Here is a 19605-nt window from a genome sequence, read left to right on the forward strand (position 1 = left end):
TGCCCCAATCCTACAGGCAGTCTCCAAGCGCATGAGCCTTGTCAAGAAATTCGCGACGGTCGCTTCCGGCACGCTGATGAGCCGCGCCCTCGGCTTCGGCCGTGAGATGCTGATGGCTGCGGCACTCGGCACCGGGCCGATCGCCGACGCCTTCAACGCCGCCTTCCAGTTCCCCAATACCTTTCGCCGGCTGTTCGCCGAAGGCGCCTTCAACGCCGCCTTCGTGCCGCTATTCGCCAAGGAGATCGAAACGCACGGCACCGACGGCGCCAAGCGCTTTTCCGAAGAGGTGTTCGGCGTCTTGTTCACGGCGCTTCTGGCGCTGACCATCGCCATGGAACTGGCGATGCCGCTGATCGTGCGCTACCTGGTGGCGCCGGGCTTTGCCGACACGCCGGGAAAATTCGAAACGACGGTCGCGCTGGCAACCGTCATGTTCCCCTACCTGATCTGCATGTCGCTCGGCGCCATGATGGCCGGCATGCTGAATTCGCTGCGCCGCTATTTCGCCGCCGCGGTGGCGCCGGTGTTCCTCAACGTCATCCTCATCGCGGTGCTTGCCTATGCCTGGTACAAGGGTTCGGACGCCCGCACCGTCGGTTTCGGGCTGGCCTGGGGTGTGCTGGCGGCCGGTTTGGTGCAGCTGGCGATCGTCTGGGCGGCGGTGCGCCATGCCGGCATCTCGATCGGCTTCCGCCGGCCGAAGATGACACCGAACGTCAAGCGGCTGCTGATCCTGGCGCTGCCGGCGGCGATCACCGGCGGCATCACCCAGATCAACCAGCTGATCGGCACGGCGATCGCCTCCGCCCAGGACAGCGCGGTGTCGTCGCTGGCCTATGCCGACCGCATCTACCAGCTGCCGTTGGGCGTCGTCGGCGTCGCCGTCGCCATCGTGCTTTTGCCGGAACTGTCGCGGGCGCTGAAGTCAGGCAATCTGATCGAGGCGGCCAATCTGCAGAACCGCTCGGTCGAGTTCACTTTGTTCATGACCTTGCCGGCGGCGGCGGCGCTGCTGGTCATGTCCGAGCCGATCGTGCGGCTGGTCTATGAGCGCGGCGCCTTTGCCGCCAACAATTCGACGCCGACGGTCGCGGCAATCCTGGCGATTTTCGGCCTCGGCCTCCCGGCCTTCGTGCTGATCAAGGCGTTCACCCCAGGCTATTTCGCCCGCGAGGACACGCGCACGCCGATGATTTTCGCCGCCATCTCGGTGGCGGTGAACGTTACAACCGCGCTGACGCTGTTTCCGACGATGGGCGCGCCCGGCATCGCGGTTGCCTCCGCCGTCGCCGGCTGGGTCAATGCGTTCATGCTGCTCGCCGTGCTGGTCCGGCGCGGCCATTGGGGCCGCGACGTGCCGCTCATGAAGCGCATTCCGCGGCTGGTGCTGTCGGCGGCGGTGATGGCCGCGGCGCTTTATTTTGCCGAGCATTGGTTCGCCGCAAGGCTCGCCTCCGGCTCGCCGCTGGTGATCAAGGCGGTAACCCTGCTTGCGCTCGTCGCCGGCGGGGCGCTGCTTTACTTCGTCACCGCCTTCGCCACCGGCGGCGCCGATTTCGGCATGATCCGGCGCAATATCGGGCGGAAGGGGTCCCAGCCGGTCAAGGAACAGTCTCCAGATCCGTGAAGCGGAATTCGTCCGCCGTCGAAAGCATCGGAACGGCGTAGTAGCGCGCACAGGCATAGTGGAAACAGTCGGCCATGTTCAGGCGGCCAGCGTTGCCGCGAAACCGCGACGCAGCCTCGACAGACAGAGATGCTGCGTCCGAGGCAGGCGGAAGCTCCCGCAAGGTGATTCCACGCTCTTCGAGAAAACGGCTGACTATCTCCAGGCTTATGGCGACCGATATGGCCAGCTTTTCCGATCGCGAAAGCGCCATCGCGGCTTCCCAAACCGCGATCGCCGACGTGAACGGAGCCGACGCTTTCATGACCGCCTGCGCGCAGCGCTGGGCTTCGGGCTCGTTGCTCAGTATTGCAACGATAGCGGCTGCGTCGATGAACATCAGTCTTCGCCGGACAATTCGTCGTAGACCGAGCGCGGCAGCGGGTTGCGCGCCTGCTCGCTCAGCTCAATACCGAACTCAGCCCGGAGCCGTGCCGCCGTCTCCAGCGGCGTCTCGCGGTTGCGCCGGCGCTCCAGAGCTTCGCGCATGGCGATCACGATTGCCTCGGTGATGCCGACACCTTCAAGCCTGGCAAAAGCCCGCGTCAGGCTGTCCGCTTCCTTGTTGTTGATGTTGATCGTCATTGTTTTGCTTCCGTTGTGTGTAGCAAATGGTAGCTATCTACATCAATGCGTCAATGCGGGCCTGAGCCAAATTGAACGCAATCGCCAAGGCGAGCTATTTTGTTCTTGCTTTGTGCCGGCAGCTATGCTACTAATTTGGCTATGGTGCTGATTCGCGCCGAGGACCCGCCGCAAGGCGGGTTTTTGTTTCTGATCGGCGACATCCCCTTCAAACAGCCTTCTGCTCGGCCGAAGCCAAAGCCCTGCGCCGTCCAGTCGACACCCTCTTGATCGTCTCCTCGCTCTCGTCCATAAGCGCGCCGTCGCAAGACTTTCGCCGCGCGCGAAACGGCCCTCCACAAGCCAAGGAAACACCATGACCGCCTTCAAGCCACTCGTCTTTTCCGGCGTCCAGCCGACCGGCAATCTGCATCTCGGCAATTATCTCGGCGCCATCAAGAAATTCGTCGCCCTGCAGGACACCTCCGACTGCATCTATTGCGTCGTCGACCTGCATTCGCTGACCGCGCAGCTCGTCTATGAGGACCTTCAGGACCAGACGCGTTCGATCACCGCGGCGTTTCTCGCCTCCGGCATCGATCCGGCCAAGCACATCGTCTTCAACCAGTCGCGGGTGATGCAGCACGCCGAGCTCGCCTGGATCTTCAACTGCGTGGCGCGGATCGGTTGGATGAACCGCATGACGCAGTTCAAGGACAAGGCCGGCAAGGACCGCGAGAACGCCTCGCTCGGCCTGCTCGCCTATCCGAGCCTGATGGCCGCCGATATCCTCGTCTACCGCGCCACCCATGTGCCGGTCGGCGACGACCAGAAGCAGCATCTGGAGCTGACCCGCGACATTGCGCAGAAATTCAACAACGACTTTTCGGACCGCATCGCAGCGCTTGGTGTCGGCGTCGAGATGCAGGTAGGCGAAGAGACCGTGAACGGCTATTTCCCACTGACCGAGCCGGTCATCGGCGGCCCGGCGGCGCGCATCATGTCGCTGCGCGACGGTTCGAAGAAGATGTCGAAGTCCGACCCGTCCGACCTGTCGCGCATCAATCTGACCGACGATGCCGATGCCATCTCGAAGAAGATCCGCAAGGCCAAGACCGACCCGGAAGCCTTGCCGGGCGAACTGGACGGCCTTGCCGGCCGGCCGGAAGCGGAAAACCTTGTGGGCATCTATGCCGGTCTTGCCGAGATATCGAAAGAGGCGGTGCTGCAAGAGTTCGGCGGCCAGCAGTTTTCGGTGTTCAAGCCGGCACTGGCTGATCTCGCGGTGGAAAAGCTGGCGCCGATCGCCGGCGAGATGCGCCGCATCTCCGGCGACCGCACCTATGTCGACGCGGTGCTGCGGGATGGCGGCGAGCGCGCCGGTACGTTGGCCGAAGCGACGATGAAGACCGTGCGCGACATTATCGGCCTGCTGCAAGGCTGAGCTTAGAGCGGCGCCCTATCGCCACAGCCGCCGGTCGCTTGCGGGCGGGCTGTGGCGGTGGCAGATTGCGAACCGAAACCATCGAACAGGGTGAATATGGTCTCCAAACGCCTCAGCCGCGAAGCCGGTCATCGCCGCAAGTTCCTGGCGATCATCGACGATACGCCGGAATGCGAGCGCGCCGTCGCCTACGCCTCGAAGCGGGCGCAAAGCACGGGCGGCGTGCTGGTGCTGCTCTATGTCATCGAGCCCGACGATTTCCAGCACTGGCTGGGCGTCGAGAAGATCATGCGCGAGGAGGCGACCGCCACGGCGCGCGCGGCACTGGACAGCTACGCCAACAAGGTGCGCCAGAAGCTCGGCATCGAGCCGGAGCTGGTGGTGCGCGAAGGCAAGCCGACCGAAGAGATCCACAAGCTGATCGAGGAAGACCAGGACATCGCCATCCTGGTGCTGGCGGCAGGCGCCGGCAAGGAAGGGCCTGGGCCGCTGGTCGGCGCGGTCGCCGGCAAGGGCGCCGCGTTTCCCATTCCGGTCACCGTGGTGCCGCAGAACCTGTCGGACGAAGAGATCGACAGCCTCGCCTGAGCGCGCCTCGCTCGGGGCCGGGGGTAAAACATTCCGCCTGCGGCCGGTTGCAGCGATGCCTTTCGCTTGAATGTCGGGCGGATAAAGCCTAATTAGAATTATTCCAAACTAGTTGCCCGAAACGGGCACGGAGACGGCCATGTTCATCCAGACCGAGTCGACGCCAAACCCGGCGACGCTGAAATTCCTGCCCGGCAAGGAAGTGCTTGTTGAAGGCACCGCCGATTTCCGCGATGCCGACAGTGCCGCGACGGCTTCGCCGCTGGCCGGCCGGCTGTTCGAGATTCCCGGCGTTACCGGCGTCTTCTTCGGTTATGATTTCATCACCGTGACCAAGGACGGCCCCGACTGGCAGCATCTGAAGCCGGCGATCCTCGGCGCCATCATGGAGCATTTCATGTCCGGCGCCCCGGTGATGGCCAGGGCCGGCCCCGCCGCCGAGACCAGCCAGACCGGCGAATTCTACGACAAGGCCGACGAGGAGCTGGTGATCACCATCAAGGAACTGCTCGACACGCGGGTGCGCCCGGCGGTGGCCCAGGATGGCGGCGACATCACCTTCCGCGGCTTCGAGAACGGCACCGTGTTCCTGCACATGAAAGGCGCCTGCGCCGGCTGCCCGTCGTCGACGGCGACGCTGAAGCACGGCATCCAGAACCTGCTCCGGCACTTTGTGCCGGAAGTGCAGCACGTCGAACAGGTCTCCTGATATTTCTGCTCCGCCGACAGCCTGACGCGGTTTCCGCGCTTCCAAATACAAACGGCAAAAAACAAAAAACCGGGCCAAGTGCCCGGTTTTCTGTTTGCGACGTCTGTGTTGCCTAGACGGTCCGCGTAAGGATAGTTTTATAAGACGATGACCTTGGCGCCGACCGAGGTGCGGTCGTAGAGGTCGATAATGTCCTGGTTCATCAGCCGGATGCAGCCCGACGACATCGCCTTGCCGATCGAATTCCATTCCGGGCTGCCATGCAGGCGGTAGCCCATATCGCCGCCCTTGTTGAACAGGTACATGGCGCGCGCGCCGAGCGGGTTCTTCAGTCCCGGATCCATGCCGCTGGCAAATTTGGCCAGCTCCGGCTGGCGCCTGATCATCTGCGAAGGCGGCGTCCAGGTCGGCCATTCGCGCTTCAGCGCGATATGGGCGGTGCCGTGCCACTCGAAACCCTCACGGCCGACGCCGATGCCGTAGCGCATCGCCTCGCCGTCGCCCATGACGAAGTAGAGGAATTTGTTCTGCGTATCGACGATGATGGTGCCCGGCTTTTCCTTGGTGTCGTAGTCGACGATCTGCCGGCGGTATTTGAACGGCACCTTTTCGATGGGGATGCGCGGCAGGTGATAGCCGGCATCGGTCACCGCGCCATAGTCGTTGGTGAAGATCTGCGAGCCGATGGTGCTGCAACCGGCGACAGCCGTCGACAGCGCCAGGGCCGCGACGATTGCAAGTGACTTCATGCGCATGAAAAGGTCCGATGCCCTGCCCAAACAACAGCGGCTCGAGTCGGCCGCTTTTTCATCTTCATTCATGCTGGCATTTGCTTTGCTTGCCAAGCGGGCGATGCCTATATCCATGGGCTTGCGTGCCGGTAAACCAGCGACTATGGCATTTCGGCAACAGCCCCCGCAGGATTATGCTGCAAAATCAATGGGCCAAGAACAAGAACCAGCAGACGAGGAAATCACCATGAATGTCGGTGACGCTGCCCAGCGTTCTGGCCTGCCGGCCAAGACCATCCGTTACTACGAGGAGATCGGCCTGATCTCGCCTGCGCGTGCCAACAACGGTTACCGCGACTATTCGGGCGATGACATCCACCGGTTGGCGTTTCTGCGCCGCGCCCGCAATCTCGGTTTTTCCATCGACGACTGCCGCCAGCTGATGGCGCTCTACCAGGATCGCAGCCGCGCCAGCCACGACGTCCGCGAGATCGCCGCCGCGCATGTCACGGCAATCGAGGACAAGATACGTGAGCTGCAGTCGATGCGGGCAACCCTGCAGAAGCTGATCCACGCCTGCCACGGCGACGACAGGCCGGACTGCCCGATTTTGGAGGATATTGCGCGGGCGGCGCCGGCCGGCGAGAAGAGTGCTTCGGCGGCGGCGTAGAACCGCGTCGACGAATTCACGATGCAGCAGGGCGCGGCCGGCGGCTATGCCTCGAAACTCGGCAAAGCCGCAAGGCGTCCTTATGATCCCGGTGGGCGATACCGGATCGACTTCGCCCTCCCAAGGGCTTCCATCGTCTCTTCGACACTTAACAGCACGGTGGTCTGGTATGAGCTGAGCGCGCCTCCCGCACCAATGGCAAGCATGACAGATGCCATGGACACATTGTCCGGCGCCTCCCACAGATTCCAGCCATCGTGCTCTCCGAAGGCGTACCAGAAGCCGTGCAGCTTTCCGCCGACCGACTCGATGTAGGAACGGGCAGCCTCGCGTCTGTCCTCGGGGTTTTCGATCAAGCGCGCCCAGGTTCCGGGCTCGTAGCTGAATTGCGTGAGATACATCGGCATGGTTCGTCTCCTCCCAGAGCTGCCCCCCACGAAGACATAGTAAGCGCCGCGATCCGGGGGAACGCGAGTCGTTTCCGAGCCGGTGTGTCAAAAATATACGGCCGGCCATCCCCTAGGCTGGGTAGTTCGGCCGGCTTAGTTGCGGGAATGCTAATGGACGTGCTTCAATCCCCTCCTTGAGGGAGTAAGATCAATGGCAGCATATCTTATTGCTGATGTCGCCATAACCGACGCCGCCGTTTTCGAGGAATACCGCAGGGAAGTGCCGGCAACCGAAGCGCGCTACGGAGGAAGATATATCGCTCGTGGCGGACCCACCAAAGTGCTGGAAGGCGACTGGGAGCCTCATCGCCTCGTCATCGTCGAATTCCCGGATATGGCCTCCCTCATGGCATGGTACGACTCTCCAGAATACGGCCGGCTCAAAGCCATCCGCGAACGCTCCGCAAAGACCAGGATCATTGCCCTGGAGGGCATGATGCCGGCTAGTTAAAAGTCGAATATCTACGCATGTCACGGCGACGACAGGCCCGACTGCCCGATTTTGGAGGATATGCGGGTGGCGGACGGCTGGTGACAAGCGTGCTTCGGCGACGGCTGGGTATCCTGGCATCGACGGGTTGACTGCGCTGATGGATTGGGCATAGAGGCACCGAGGTCTGAGGGCGGGACGGTGACGCATCGGTCTGCAAAACCGACGTAGTGGGTTCAATTCCCACTCAGACCTCCAGCCAGCCCACCGGCGCTGATTTGTTCCGCTGTAATCAATTATAGACGCATCTTAAAATGTTGATGCCGGCCGGTCGAGGACCATATTCCTATTCGTCTTTGGGTTTGTCGAACAGATAATCGCCGGAAAAGTCCGCACGATCTTCGTCCGGAGTACCGCCCTCATAGGCAGGGCGCGCGGGGTGAGACCAAACGCATTTATGCACTCATTGAACGGGACCTCCATATCAATATGGACCCAACACCGGATCGGCAGGCGATGTTTGACCTAGGGTTGTGTCATGGCGTTGAAAATGCCGGCGCCAACTATCGCACATAAGGCTGCGGCCCCAAGCCCCCCACAATGATGCACCACCAGGCGCGGCCATTTCCCCGAAGCATGGGATTCATTTTTATCATCCGTCGCGCCAGAAGCCCCTGGTAAAGCGCATAAGAAGACCCGAAACCGGCAAGCCAAACAACGGAAAATACGATGCCCCGAGTGAGCATCCTATTGAGCCTAGTCTGCTCGACCGTCAAACTTGCATTCTCAGTAACCACGCTTCGCCACCTTTTTGATTAAGCTGCGACCACTATCGGGCCTGCAGCGGTGAATATTAGATCAACGGCGACGCCTCGCGAAAACATAGCTCCCCTCACCCGTAGGAATTGCATTGCTAACGCGAGCGGCCCGCCTTGGGTAGGGTGGGCCTCTATCGTTTCTCAAAAGGCAATTATGTACTTTACAAACAGGAAGGCCTGAAGACACGGGTAGGCCCTTCTTCGGGCTCGATCACCAGCACAACGTTTTCTGGGTTTTGCCAAGGCAACAACATCACGTAGGCCGCAAAATCGTCTTCAGGGAAATGGTTGAAGCCACCACCGGCTACAAACATTTGCGGGTGCTTGCTGCCGCCAAAGCTATCCTCGACGCTGTTAAGTTGTTGGAAGGGGGCGCGCTCTGCCAGCCATTCCTGTATGCTCTCGAAGAGAATGGGCAGGCCGTTCGGGCTCGATCGATCTTCAACAGAAGACGTACAAAGCACCACACCGCTCACGACGCTCATTGTGACTCAGCCATTGCCTAACGGGCCTTCTTGCCCGTCTCCAGCCGTTCGAAAGCAGCTTCTTCGTTGTGGAAGTGTGGCTCGAAAAGGACACTCATAACCCGGATTCCTACTGTGGATTCAAGGTATCAGGCACATCGCCGTGTTTGTAAAGTGCGTAATCGCCCATCAAAAACAGGTTCAAATCGTGAACAAAATCTGGCATGGTGCCGCCATGCCGATCATCTCACCGATTTCCCTCAATCCGCTCATCGACGGCCGCCAGTCGGAGCGCGCCATGCTGGTCAGGCGCGGCGTGCAGCGGCTGCTCAGGGATATGGGCGCGCATGTCTTGCCCGAACTGTCGCTGGCCACCGGCCGGCGCGCCGATCTCGTCGCGCTGACCCGCCACGGCGACATTTGGATCATCGAGATCAAATCCTCGGTCGAGGATTTCAGGGTCGACCGCAAATGGCCTGACTACCGGCTGCATTCCGACCGCTTCTTCTTCGCCACCCATCCCGGCGTACCCCAGGAGATCTTTCCGGAGGAGTGCGGCTTCATTCTCTCCGACGGCTACGGTGCCGAGATTTTGCGCGATGCGCCCGAGCACCGCATGGCAGCGGCGACGCGCAAGGCGCTGATGCTGCGGATCGCACGCGCCAGTGCGTCGCGGCTGCTCGCGGCCGAGCTTGCCGGCGTGTCGGTGCCGGCGCTGGACGGCGAGAGCGAGTAGGGGTTGCTCTCCGTAATTGTAGATGTGGGCGCTGCCCCTCATCCGGCTGCCGCCACCTTCTCCCCGTAAGTGACGGGGAGAAGGGAGATGGCCGGACAGCTATTCCACGATGCGGTAGATGTTCCATAGGCTGGTGCCCGACACGACATAGGGCTCCATCTCCTTGCCCCATTTGGCGTGCGCGTCGATCTTGCCGATCCTGGCGAAGAACTCTTCCAGCTGGGCGAGGCTCTCGACCTGGTGGTGGGACTCGATCGTCGCCTCCCGCGCGCCGATCGATCCGGTCATGATCTGGAACTTGAGGTCGTCGAGACCGACCTGCGAGCCGATCTCGCGTTCCCATTTTTTCAACAGGTCGAGCACGGTCTGCTTGTGCCCGAACCTGGCGTCGATCTGCCATCTGGCGCTGAACATGGCCGCCTCACTCGTCCCAGGCCTGCACGACCGTCTGCCGTGCGATGAGGCCGTTCTTCAACTCCAGCATCGCCGCGCAGAACACCTTGGTCCCGTCCGGATAGGAGCAGGCCTGGGTGAAGGCGAGACTGTTGCCGTCGGCGATGGTGGTGTCGACCTTGTGGGTCATCGCCCGGCTGCAGATGTCGTCCCAGAACGTGGTGATCGCCGCGCGTCCGTGGATTTCACGCGGCTTGCTCGGCGGGTTGTTGCGGTCGATCACCCGCACCAATGCATCGTCGGCATAGAAGCTCGACAGCAATTTTCCGTCACGGCCCTCGATCGCCTTCTTGATCGCCGCACCGTCTACCGTCTGTGTCTTGGTCAGCATTTTATCCTCCATTGGCCCGTCTTCACCGGGCGTTCAATTGATCAGAACCGCCCGGCGCTCGCCGCCGGGCAGTGGTCTTTCACTGCGACTTGGCCTTGACGGCCGCGAACACCTCATCGGACTGCTTCTTGAAGGCGGTGAAGTCGACCTGGCTGCCGTTGAGCATCGTCGACCAGTGCCGCACGATCGCCGCCATCGCCACGGCCTCCTTGATCTCCTCGTCGCTGGCGCCATTGAGCTTGGCCGCCTGCGTGTGGAAATAGATGCAGTACTGGCAGGGGATCTGCGAGGCGACGGCGAGGCCCATCAATTCCTTGGTCTTGCCGTCGAGCGCGGTGTTCGGGTTGAGCTGCACGCCCTTGATCTCGGCCCAGGCGCCGGCAACGGCGACGTCCGGCAGCGTCTTGAACATGTCCGGTACCGAGCCGAGCGTTGCCTGGATGTCCTTGTAGGCAGCCGTCGCCGAGGCGTCTTCGGCCTTGGCAGGAACGATCGCCAACAGCGCGCCAACGCCTGCCGCCAGCACCAGTGATTTGAGTGTCGACTTCAGCATTTTATTCCTCCCTTCGCAGCGCCTTTCCCGGCGATATCCGCCTGGCCTGCATGGGACGAAGTGATAGCGCTTACGCATGCCCGGCCGCTTCGCCCGAAAGCGCCATGGCTCCTATGGCCCGTGCGGGCCAGCGTGCCGGGCCGAGAACGCCGCCGCCGCCGCCCGCGACGGCAGGTCCAGCTTGAGCAGAATATTGGCGACGTGGCGCTTGACGGTGTGTTCGCTCAGCCCGAGTTCGGCGGCGATCGCGGCATTGCTCTTGCCATCGGCGATGAGGTTCACCACCTCGCTTTCGCGCGCCGTCAGTGCGGCCGGCTCGGCAGCCTTGGCCTTCGGCCGGCAGGCCGGCTCCAGATGCTGTTCCGAGGTCGCCTGCACCAGCGCCAGCGGCTCATCCAGCTCGTCAAGCGCGATGCGCCCGGCGTCATTGAAATGAAGGCCTGAACCGGCGGCGAGGTCGGCGACCAGCCGCGAAGCGAGGATGTCGCCGCGCCCGGCATGCGCGGCAAGCTGCATCGTCACGCGCGCCGTCAACCCCGTCGGCGGCCCACGCAACTCGACCTCGCCGACATGCACGCCCTGCGCGCTGAGGACGCCGATCTCCTGCGCCGCATCGCGCAGCGCCGCCGCGCAGCGTACGGCCCGCGCCGGGCCGTCGAAGCGCGCCATCATCAGCTCGCCATGCGTGCCGGCCGGGCGGCCGCCATGGCGCCCGACCAGCAGCCGCCATGTTTCCTGAAAACGCTGGCTGCGCTCGCTCCACATGCGGTCGCCAAGCCGCGCCGTGTCGTAGATCCGGGTGACCAGCAGTGCAGCCAGCACGCGCTCGGCCTCGGCAACGGCGCGCGCTCCGGTCAGGAATTCCTCGATCAGATCGGCCACCCGGTCGATATCGCCGGTCCAGATCGGGTGGTCGCGCCCGGCCACCTCGACCAGCCGCGAATTCGGGATCTTCCTTGCCAGGAAGCGGCTGGCCTCCGGGTCGACGCGCGCGTCGTTGCGGCGATGGATGAGCAGCGTCGGTGCGCTGATCGCCGCCAGCACGCCGCGCACGTCGATAGCTGCATTCATGCGGGCCAGGGCGATTGCCGCGGTCGGGCTCGCCGACAGCCGCTCGAAGCGCGCCCACCATGTGGCGAAACGCGGATCGTCGACGCGGCCGGGCGCGAAATGCGGCAGGGTGGCGCCGGTGCCCCATGCGGTCTCCGCCGTCGCGATGAACGCCTCAAGGCGTTCCGGCGGCATCACCCATTTGTGGAAATGCGCATAGCCGCCATAAAGCGTCAGCGCCCGCGTCCGCTCCGGGTAGGTGGCGGCGAACAGCATTGCCATCGGCGCGCCTTCCGAAGCGCCAAGCAAGGCGGCGCGGCCGCTGCCGGCCGCATCCATCACCGCGCGCACGTCGTCCATGCGGGTTTCAAGGCTGGGCAGGTGGTGGGCATCGACGCGGTCGGACAGACCGGTGCCCCGCTTGTCGAACAGAATCAGGCGCGAGAACGCCGAAAGCCGCTTCAACAGCCGGCTGTAGCCCTCGTCTTCCCAGTGCAGGTCGAGATTGGAAATGAAGCCCGGCACAAAGACGAGATCGAACGATCCCTGGCCGACCACCTGATAGGCGATCCGCACGTCGCCGCTAAGCGCGTATCGAGTTTCGATCGGCCTCACGAGATTTGTCCGCTCGACCCGACGATTTCTTATCGCCGATCATAGCAGAGGCGCGCGGCTTGCGTCAGATGAAACTTTAGAGCGAGTGAATATAGGCCGGCGGCGGCTACTTCTGTGACGCGGCGGTCTCGGTCTTCGCTCCGCCGACGCTAAAACCGGCGCCCTCAGGCGCGGCTCGGCCGCTTGATCCTGGGCGCGGCGGCGACGACAAGCTCGTCGAAGCCCTCGCGCCCGCTGTCCAGCATCTCGAACAGTTGCCGGCGCATCCTCGGTTCCCAGAATTTGTTGATGTGCTCGGCGACGCCGGCAATGCCTTGCTCGCGCGGCTTGGAGTGGAAAAAGGCAGCGATCTGGTTGGCCATGCGGACCAGCTTCTCGCTGGTGCTCATGAGGTGGCCTTCGTCATGCGACATGCTTGGCAACTCCGGAAACCACGCGGTCAGGGTGGGTGAAAATATCGAAATCGTCGCCGCGCACCAGCGCCACCAGCGTCATGCCGGCGTCGTCCGCGGTGCGGATGGCAAGCGCGGTCGGCGCCGAGACGGCAATGATGACGGCCGCGCCGATCGCCGCCGTTTTCTGCACCATCTCGACCGAAACGCGCGACGTGACGACTACGGCACCGCTGGCGCCGTCAATGCCGGCTCTGGCCAGCGCCCCGGCCAGCTTGTCCAGCGCATTATGGCGGCCGACATCCTCGCGCGCCATGACGATGCCCTTGCCGGGGACGTAAAAACCGGCGGCGTGGACGGCACCGGTCTCGGCATGCAGCGGCTGCAGCTTCGACAGCAGCTTGACCGAGCGGACAATGTCGTCGGCCTGAAGTGTCAGCTTTGACACACCGACCGCATCGACCGAGCGCATCGCCTCCTCGATCGATTCGATGCCGCACAACCCACAGCCGACCGGGCCGGCCAGCCTGCGCCGCCGCGACTCGAACCGGGTGTTGGCCTGGTCCTTCAGCCGGATCTGGATGTCGATACCGGCGCCATGATCCTCGACCTCGATCGCCTCGATCTCATCAGGTGCCGCAATGATGCCTTCGGTCAGCGAGAAGCCGAGCGCGAAATCCTCGAAATCGGCCGGGCTTGCCATCATCACAGCGTGCGTGGTGCCGGCAAAGGAGAACGCCACCGGCGTCTCTTCCGGCACCATCCGGTTGGCGGCTTGAGTGCCGCCGGCGCGGCGCGCCAGCCGCGAGATCTGCGCAATGGCTTTGCGGCGCGCGGTCAAGGTTACTCCGCTGCTTCCAGCGAGGCGATGCGTCGGCTTTGCTTTGCCTGCTCGTCATAGTCGCGCTGCCATTCCGACGGGCCGTTGGACGCGCCGACCTGCACCGCCGTCACCTTGTATTCCGGGCAGTTGGTCGCCCAGTCGGAGAAGTCGGTGGTGATGACGTTCGCCTGGGTGTCGGGATGGTGGAACGTCGTATAGACCACGCCCGGCGACACCCGATCGGTGATCAGCGCGCGCAGCGTCGTCTCGCCGGAACGGCTGGTCAGCCGCACCCAGTCGCCGTCGCGCAGGCCGCGATTTTCGGCGTCATGCGGATGGATCTCCAGTCGGTCCTCGCTATGCCAGACCACGTTGTCGGTGCGCCTGGTCTGCGCGCCGACATTGTATTGCGACAGAATGCGGCCGGTGGTCAGCAGCAGCGGGAAGCGCGGCCCGGTCCTCTCGTCGGTCGCGACATATTCGGTGCGGATGAACTTGCCCTTGCCGCGCACGAAGCCGCCAATATGCATGATCGGTGTGCCTTCCGGCGACTTCTCGTTGCAGGGCCACTGCACCGAACCCACTCTGTCGAGGAGGTCGAAGGAAACGCCGGCGAAGCTCGGCGTGGTCTTGGCGATCTCGTCCATGATCTCGGAGGGATGCGTGTAGGTCCAGTCGAGGCCGAGCGCCTTGGCGAGCTCCTGCGTCGTTTCCCAGTCGGCATAGCCGCATTTCGGCTCCATCACCTTGCGCACCATGTTGATGCGGCGCTCGGCATTGGTGAAGGTGCCGTCCTTCTCGAGGAAAGTCGAGCCGGGCAGGAAGACATGCGCGTAGTTGGCCGTCTCGTTGAGGAAGAGATCGTGCACCACCACGCATTCCATCGCCGCCAGGCCGGCGGCGACATGCTTGGTGTCGGGGTCCGACTGCAGGATGTCCTCGCCCTGCACATAGAGGCCCTTGAACGAACCATCGACGGCTGCGTCCAGCATGTTGGGGATGCGCAGGCCGGGCTCTTCGTCGAGCTTGACGCCCCACAGGCTCTCATAGATCGCGCGCACCGCGTCGCCTGAAATATGACGATAGCCGGGAAGCTCGTGCGGGAACGAACCCATGTCGCAGGAGCCCTGCACATTGTTCTGGCCGCGCAGCGGGTTCACGCCGACGCCCGGCCGGCCGATATTGCCGGTCGCCATGGCAAGGTTGGCAATGGCGATGACGGTGGTCGAGCCTTGGCTGTGCTCGGTCACGCCGAGGCCGTAATAGATCGCGCCGTTGCCGCCGCGAGCGTAGAGCCGCGCTGCGCCGCGTATGTCGTCGGGATCGACATTGGCAAGCTGGCCGACGACCTCCGGGCTGTTTTCCGGCAGTGCCACGAACGACGCCCAGTCCTGGAACTCGTCCCAGTCGCAGCGCTCGCGGATGAAGGCCTCGTCGAACAGGCCTTCGGTGACGATGACGTGGGCAAGCGCGGTCAGCATGGCGACGTTGGTGCCCGGCTTCAGCGGCAGATGGTACTGCGCCTCGACATGGGCCGAGCGCACGATGTCGGTGCGGCGCGGATCGAGCACGATCAGCTTGGCGCCCTGGCGCATGCGCTTTTTCATGCGCGAGGCGAACACCGGATGCGCATCGGTCGGATTGGCGCCGATGAGCAGGATGACGTCCGTCTGCTCGATCGAATCGAAATCTTGCGTGCCGGCGGAGGTGCCGAAGGTCTGGCCGAGGCCATAGCCGGTCGGCGAATGGCAGACACGGGCGCAGGTGTCGACATTGTTGTTGCGGAAGCCCTGCCGGACCAGCTTCTGGACGAGGTAGGTCTCCTCGTTGGTGCAGCGCGAGGAGGTGATGCCGCCGATCGAGGTGCGGCCGTACTGGTACTGGATGCGGCGGAATTCGTTCGCCGTATGGGTGAGCGCCTCTTCCCACGACACTTCGCGCCACGGATCGCTGACCCGCTCGCGGATCATCGGTTTCAGGATCCGGTCCTTGTGCGTCGCATAGCCATAGGCGAAGCGGCCCTTGACGCAGGAGTGGCCGTGGTTCGCCTTGCCCGCCTTGTAGGGCATCATGCGAATGACCTCGTCGCCCTTGACCTCGGCCTTGAATGAGCAGCCAACGCCGCAATAGGCGCAGGTGGTGACGGTCGAACGCTCGGGCAGGCCTTTCGCCAGCACGGTCTTTTCCCTCAGCGCATCAGTCGGGCAGGCCTGCACGCAGGCACCGCACGACACGCATTCGGAATCGACGAACGCCTCGTGCATGCCGGCCGAGACCCTGGATTCGAAGCCGCGGCCCTCGATGGTCAGCGCGAACGTGCCCTGCACCTCTTCGCAAGCGCGCACGCAGCGCGAGCACACGATGCATTGCGCCGGATCGTAGGTGAAATAAGGGTTCGATTCATCGCTGGCGATATAGTCGATGGTCAGCGAGCCATGGCCGGGCGCCACGCCGTTTTCTTGCATGACGTGGTTGCGGCCGTCCACGCCGTAGCGGTTCTCGGTCAGGCCGACCGTCCTGACGACCTTGTCGAATTCGCTGGCGCCGGTGCCGGCCGTCTCGCCCCACGCCACCGGGTGGTCGGAGACGTAGAGCTCCATCACGCCGCGGCGGATGGCGTTCAGCCGGTCGGTCTGCGTATGCACGACCATGCCTTCGCCGACCGGCGTCGTGCACGAGGCCGGCGTGCCGCCGCGCCCGTCGATCTCGACGAGGCAGACCCGGCAGGAGCCGAACGAGTCCAGCATGTCGGTTGCGCACAGTTTCGGGATTTCGACGCCCGCTTCCATCGAAGCGCGCATGATCGACGTACCCGCCGGCACCGTCACCGACTTGCCGTCGACGGTCAGCGTCACCTGCTGTTCGGCTTCAGAGGCGGGTGTGCCGTAGTCGATTTCCTGGACCAGCGATTTGATGTCGAATGCCGCGTTCATGCCTGTCCGCTCCTATTCCGCTGCTTCGGCGACCGGCGTCGGCCGAAAGTCGTCCGGAAAATGGTTGAGTGCACTCATCACCGGATATGGGGTGAAGCCGCCCAGCGCGCAAAGCGAGCCGAACTTCATCGTGTTGCAAAGGTCGGTGACCAATGCGATCTGCTTTTCCGGTTCGACGTTCTGGGCGAGCCGGTCCAGCACCTCGACGCCGCGCGTCGAGCCGACGCGGCAGGGCGTGCACTTGCCGCAGCTCTCGATGGCGCAGAATTCCATGGCGAAGCGTGCCTGCTTCAGCATGTCGGCGCTGTCGTCAAAAACGACGATGCCGGCATGGCCGATCAGCCCGTCCTTGGCGGCAAACGCTTCGTAGTCGAACGGCGTGTCGAACAGCGCGCGCGGGAAATAAGCGCCGAGCGGGCCACCCACTTGCACAGCTTTGACCGGACGCCCGGTCGCCGTGCCGCCGCCGATGTCGTCGATGATCTCACCCAGCGTCATGCCGAACGCAGCCTCGTAGAGACCGGGATGCTTCACGTTGCCGGCAATCTGGATCGGGATGGTGCCGCGCGAACGGCCCATGCCGAAATCCTTGTAGTAGGCAGCGCCCTTGTCCATGATCACCGGCACCGAGGCCAGCGAGATGACATTGTTGATCACCGTCGGCTTGCCGAACAGGCCCTTATGCGCCGGCAGCGGCGGCTTGGCCCGCACCTGTCCGCGCTTGCCCTCGAGGCTGTCGAGCAGCGCGGTCTCCTCGCCGCAGACATAGGCGCCGGCGCCGACGCGGACTTCCATGTCGAATGAATTGGGCGAGCCGAGCACATTGACGCCGAGCACGCCGGCCTTGCGGGCGATCTCGACGGCCTTCTGCATCACCGCCACGGCATGCGGATATTCGGAGCGGATATAGATGAAGCCCTTGGTCGCGCCGGTGGCGATGCCGGCGATCGCCATGCCTTCGATCAGCACGAACGGGTCGCCTTCCATGATCATGCGGTCGGCGAACGTGCCGGAATCGCCTTCATCGGCATTGCAGACGATGTATTTGCGGTCGGCCGACGTATCGAGCACCGTCTTCCATTTGATGCCGGTCGGGAAGCCGGCGCCGCCGCGACCGCGCAGGCCGGACTCGGTCACCTGGCTGACGATGTCGGCCGGCGTCATCGCCACGGCATTCTGCAGGCCCTTCAGCCCGTCATGCGCCTTGTAGTGATCGAGCGACAGCGGATCGGTGACGCCGCAGCGCGCAAAGGTCAGCCGCGTCTGTCTGGCCAGGAACGGGATTTTGTCCGGTGCGCCCAGCCAGCGCTTGTGATGGCCGCCGGTGAGGAAGCCGCAGTCGAACAGGCTTTTGACGTCGGATGGCTTCACCGGCCCATAGGCGACACGGCCATTGGCCGTCGCCACTTCGACCATCGGCTCGAGGAAATAGGCGCCGCGCGAGCCGTTGCGCACGATCTTGGCCTCGATGCCGCGCTCGGCCAATTCCGTACGAACCGCCTTGGCGACCTTTTCCGCGCCCAGCGCCAGCGCGCCGGAATCGCCGGGAATGTAGATACGCGGGATCATGAGCGCACCTCGGCAACGATATCATTGAGCTTTTCGTCGTCCAGCCGCCCGATCACCTCGCCGTCCAGCATCGCCGACGGCGAGCAGGCGCAAAGGCCGAGGCAATAGACCGGCTCCAGCGTCACCGAACCGTCGTGGGTTGTCTCGTGGAAACCGATGCCCAGCAATGATTTGAGCTTGGCGGCAATCGCATCCGAACCCATCGACTGGCAGGCTTCCGCCTGGCAGAGCTTCAGCACATGCCGGCCGGCCGGCCGGCTGCGGTAATCGTGATAGAAGGTGACGACGCCGTGCACCTCGGCCCTGGAGATGTTCAGCGCCTCGGCGATGACCGGCAGCGCGTCCTGCGGCACATAGCCGAACTCTTCCTGGATGCCGTGAAGGATGGGCAACAGCGGGCCTTCGAGGCCTTTTAGCTCGTGGATGATCGCCGCCGTGCGCGATGCGATCTCGGTACTTGCAGGCTGCATCGTCATGCAGCGCCCTCCCTGTCGTAGCGATCTTCCGCTAAGTGCTTAGGAAATCAGAGGAAACCCGCCAAATCAATAAAGCCGATCCGTTGCTCGATAGAAACCTTCTATCGATCGCGTTCACCAGCATTGTCTAGCCTAGCGGCGGCCGCGGAAATCGTCCGCCAGCGCCATCGCCTCGTCCAACAGCGCCGAGACCAGCGGCGTGTGCGGTTCGCGCGGTGCCGCCACCAGCCCGACCGTGTGGCTGGCATCCGGCTCGACGATCGGAATCGCCCGGATCGGCTCGGAAAAACCGAACGTTTCCGCAAGGTTAAGCGGCATGATCGACGACCATTTGCCGGTACGGATATGCGAAAACAGCACGATCATCGAATTGGATTCCAATGTCGGCCGCACCTGCACGCCGGCTTCGGCCAGATGCTGGTCGATGATGCGGCGGTTCTGCATGTCCGGCGTCAGCAGGCAGAGCGGCAGCTGGCTGAGCTCGGCCCATGTCACTTTGTCGCGGTCAAAATACGGGTTCCCGACCGCGGTGATCAGCTGATAGCGCTCGTCATAGAGCGGCACGCTGGTGACGCGTCCGAGCGGCTCGTTGTCGAGATAGGTGATGCCGGCGTCGATGTCGAAATTGCCGAGCAGCGACAGCACCTCGATCGAGGTCCGCGACAGCACCGAGAAGGTGACGCCGGGGTGCTTTGCCCGAAACGGCGTCGTCAATCGCGCCACCATGGCCAGCGCTGTCGGGATCGCCGCGATGCGGATGCGCCCCGACAGGCCGTGGCGCGCCGCCCGCATCTCCTCGCGCATGGTGCGGGTGTCGCCGACGATGCGGCGCGCCCACACCAGCACCTGCTTGCCTTCCGGCGTCAGCCCCTGGAAGCGCGAGCCGCGCAGTACCAGCATCACGCCGAGCTGGCCCTCCAGCTGCTTGATGCCGGCCGAAAGCGTCGGCTGGGTGACGCCGCACACCTCCGCCGCGCGGCCGAAATGCTCCTCCTTGGCAAGTGCTATAAAGAATTCCAGCTTGTCGATCATGCCGTCGGGAGCCTGTCACGGACCATGTGTCCGATCGTAGCGCGCAAGGTCGGGGAAATTGTCTTCGTCCGCAAGCCGCATGTGCAAATCGCCCGCATCCACATCT

The 19605-nt window shown here is 63.6% G+C and carries 22 protein-coding genes and 1 tRNA gene; 8 read left to right on the forward strand and 15 right to left on the reverse strand.

Features of this window, described 5'->3' with window-relative positions:
* Nucleotides 1-31: 31 nt before the first annotated feature.
* Complete coding sequence (gene murJ, locus NKJ94_RS01590; protein WP_352522638.1) at nt 32-1630, forward strand: murein biosynthesis integral membrane protein MurJ; 1599 nt, start codon at nt 32-34, stop codon at nt 1628-1630.
* Here the strand turns inward: murJ and NKJ94_RS01595 are convergent.
* Together NKJ94_RS01595 and NKJ94_RS01600 are read right to left on the reverse strand one after the other, a co-directional pair.
* Complete coding sequence (locus NKJ94_RS01595; RefSeq protein WP_352522639.1) at nt 1605-2009, reverse strand: type II toxin-antitoxin system VapC family toxin; 405 nt, start codon at nt 2007-2009, stop codon at nt 1605-1607. The two genes, murJ and NKJ94_RS01595, sit on opposite strands and share 26 nt — an antisense overlap.
* The gene (locus NKJ94_RS01600) at nt 2009-2254 is read right to left on the reverse strand and encodes a type II toxin-antitoxin system VapB family antitoxin (protein ID WP_352522640.1); all 246 of its coding nucleotides are present in this window, start codon (nt 2252-2254) and stop codon (nt 2009-2011) included. The genes NKJ94_RS01595 and NKJ94_RS01600 overlap by 1 nt, the downstream gene beginning before the upstream one ends.
* A 355-nt stretch (nt 2255-2609) precedes the next feature.
* Between NKJ94_RS01600 and trpS the strand changes: the two genes are divergently transcribed.
* The 3 genes from trpS to NKJ94_RS01615 all read left to right on the forward strand — a co-directional run bounded on the left by trpS (nt 2610) and on the right by NKJ94_RS01615 (nt 4974).
* Entirely contained in the window at nt 2610-3677 is a 1068-nt protein-coding gene (gene trpS / locus NKJ94_RS01605; protein ID WP_352522641.1) for a tryptophan--tRNA ligase, read from the forward strand.
* A gap of 96 nt (nt 3678-3773) precedes the next feature.
* Entirely contained in the window at nt 3774-4265 is a 492-nt protein-coding gene (locus tag NKJ94_RS01610; RefSeq protein ID WP_023717912.1) for a universal stress protein, read from the forward strand.
* Nucleotides 4266-4404: 139 nt separating this feature from the next.
* Nucleotides 4405-4974 (forward strand): NifU family protein, encoded by a 570-nt coding sequence (locus NKJ94_RS01615; protein ID WP_352522642.1) that lies wholly within the window; start codon nt 4405-4407, stop codon nt 4972-4974.
* Between the two features lie 137 nt (nt 4975-5111).
* Here the strand turns inward: NKJ94_RS01615 and NKJ94_RS01620 are convergent, their stop codons facing one another.
* Nucleotides 5112-5729 (reverse strand): L,D-transpeptidase, encoded by a 618-nt coding sequence (locus NKJ94_RS01620; RefSeq protein ID WP_352522643.1) that lies wholly within the window; start codon nt 5727-5729, stop codon nt 5112-5114.
* Nucleotides 5730-5952: 223 nt separating this feature from the next.
* Between NKJ94_RS01620 and cueR the strand changes: the two genes are divergently transcribed.
* Entirely contained in the window at nt 5953-6375 is a 423-nt protein-coding gene (cueR, locus tag NKJ94_RS01625) for a Cu(I)-responsive transcriptional regulator (RefSeq protein ID WP_352522644.1), read from the forward strand.
* An 80-nt stretch (nt 6376-6455) separates the two neighbouring features.
* On the opposite strand, the gene NKJ94_RS01630 is transcribed toward cueR, so the two are convergent.
* Nucleotides 6456-6782 carry a GYD domain-containing protein gene (locus NKJ94_RS01630; protein WP_352522645.1) on the reverse strand — a complete coding sequence of 109 codons (327 nt, stop codon included), beginning with the start codon at nt 6780-6782 and terminating at the stop codon, nt 6456-6458.
* A 193-nt stretch (nt 6783-6975) separates the two neighbouring features.
* Between NKJ94_RS01630 and NKJ94_RS01635 the strand changes: the two genes are divergently transcribed.
* Both NKJ94_RS01635 and NKJ94_RS01640 read left to right on the forward strand, forming a co-directional pair.
* A complete protein-coding gene (locus NKJ94_RS01635) occupies nt 6976-7275 on the forward strand; it encodes a DUF1330 domain-containing protein (protein ID WP_352522646.1) in 300 nt (99 codons plus the stop codon).
* A gap of 163 nt (nt 7276-7438) precedes the next feature.
* Nucleotides 7439-7512 (forward strand) — tRNA-Cys (locus NKJ94_RS01640).
* Between the two features lie 721 nt (nt 7513-8233).
* Here NKJ94_RS01640 and NKJ94_RS01645 read toward each other — a convergent pair.
* Entirely contained in the window at nt 8234-8557 is a 324-nt protein-coding gene (locus tag NKJ94_RS01645) for a hypothetical protein (protein ID WP_352522647.1), read from the reverse strand.
* Nucleotides 8558-8771: 214 nt separating this feature from the next.
* On the opposite strand from NKJ94_RS01645, the gene NKJ94_RS01650 reads away from it, so the two are divergent.
* The gene (locus tag NKJ94_RS01650; protein WP_352522774.1) at nt 8772-9272 is read left to right on the forward strand and encodes an MmcB family DNA repair protein; all 501 of its coding nucleotides are present in this window, start codon (nt 8772-8774) and stop codon (nt 9270-9272) included.
* A 99-nt stretch (nt 9273-9371) separates the two neighbouring features.
* On the opposite strand, the gene NKJ94_RS01655 is transcribed toward NKJ94_RS01650, so the two are convergent.
* The 10 genes from NKJ94_RS01655 to NKJ94_RS01700 form a co-directional block, all read right to left on the reverse strand.
* Entirely contained in the window at nt 9372-9686 is a 315-nt protein-coding gene (locus NKJ94_RS01655; protein WP_352522648.1) for a hypothetical protein, read from the reverse strand.
* A 7-nt stretch (nt 9687-9693) separates the two neighbouring features.
* A complete protein-coding gene (locus tag NKJ94_RS01660; protein WP_352522649.1) occupies nt 9694-10056 on the reverse strand; it encodes a nuclear transport factor 2 family protein in 363 nt (120 codons plus the stop codon).
* 79 nt (nt 10057-10135) lie between these two features.
* Nucleotides 10136-10609: a carboxymuconolactone decarboxylase family protein gene (locus NKJ94_RS01665; RefSeq protein WP_352522650.1), complete on the reverse strand. Its 474-nt coding sequence runs from the start codon at nt 10607-10609 to the stop codon at nt 10136-10138.
* A 111-nt stretch (nt 10610-10720) separates the two neighbouring features.
* A complete protein-coding gene (locus NKJ94_RS01670) occupies nt 10721-12274 on the reverse strand; it encodes an alpha/beta fold hydrolase (protein ID WP_352522651.1) in 1554 nt (517 codons plus the stop codon).
* A 164-nt stretch (nt 12275-12438) separates the two neighbouring features.
* The gene (locus tag NKJ94_RS01675) at nt 12439-12687 is read right to left on the reverse strand and encodes a formate dehydrogenase subunit delta (protein ID WP_352522652.1); all 249 of its coding nucleotides are present in this window, start codon (nt 12685-12687) and stop codon (nt 12439-12441) included.
* The gene (gene fdhD / locus NKJ94_RS01680) at nt 12677-13507 is read right to left on the reverse strand and encodes a formate dehydrogenase accessory sulfurtransferase FdhD (protein WP_352522653.1); all 831 of its coding nucleotides are present in this window, start codon (nt 13505-13507) and stop codon (nt 12677-12679) included. Before fdhD ends, NKJ94_RS01675 begins: the two co-directional genes overlap by 11 nt.
* 2 nt (nt 13508-13509) lie before the next feature.
* The gene (gene fdhF, locus NKJ94_RS01685; RefSeq protein ID WP_352522654.1) at nt 13510-16422 is read right to left on the reverse strand and encodes a formate dehydrogenase subunit alpha; all 2913 of its coding nucleotides are present in this window, start codon (nt 16420-16422) and stop codon (nt 13510-13512) included.
* Nucleotides 16423-16434: 12 nt separating this feature from the next.
* Complete coding sequence (locus NKJ94_RS01690) at nt 16435-17991, reverse strand: formate dehydrogenase beta subunit (RefSeq protein ID WP_352522655.1); 1557 nt, start codon at nt 17989-17991, stop codon at nt 16435-16437.
* Complete coding sequence (locus NKJ94_RS01695; protein WP_352522656.1) at nt 17988-18467, reverse strand: formate dehydrogenase subunit gamma; 480 nt, start codon at nt 18465-18467, stop codon at nt 17988-17990. Before NKJ94_RS01695 ends, NKJ94_RS01690 begins: the two co-directional genes overlap by 4 nt.
* A 132-nt stretch (nt 18468-18599) precedes the next feature.
* Entirely contained in the window at nt 18600-19499 is a 900-nt protein-coding gene (locus NKJ94_RS01700) for a LysR family transcriptional regulator (protein ID WP_352522657.1), read from the reverse strand.
* Nucleotides 19500-19605: the final 106 nt, after the last annotated feature.

It is taken from the genome of Mesorhizobium sp. M0060, assembly GCF_040323155.1.
Taxonomy (GTDB): Bacteria; Pseudomonadota; Alphaproteobacteria; order Rhizobiales; family Rhizobiaceae; genus Mesorhizobium.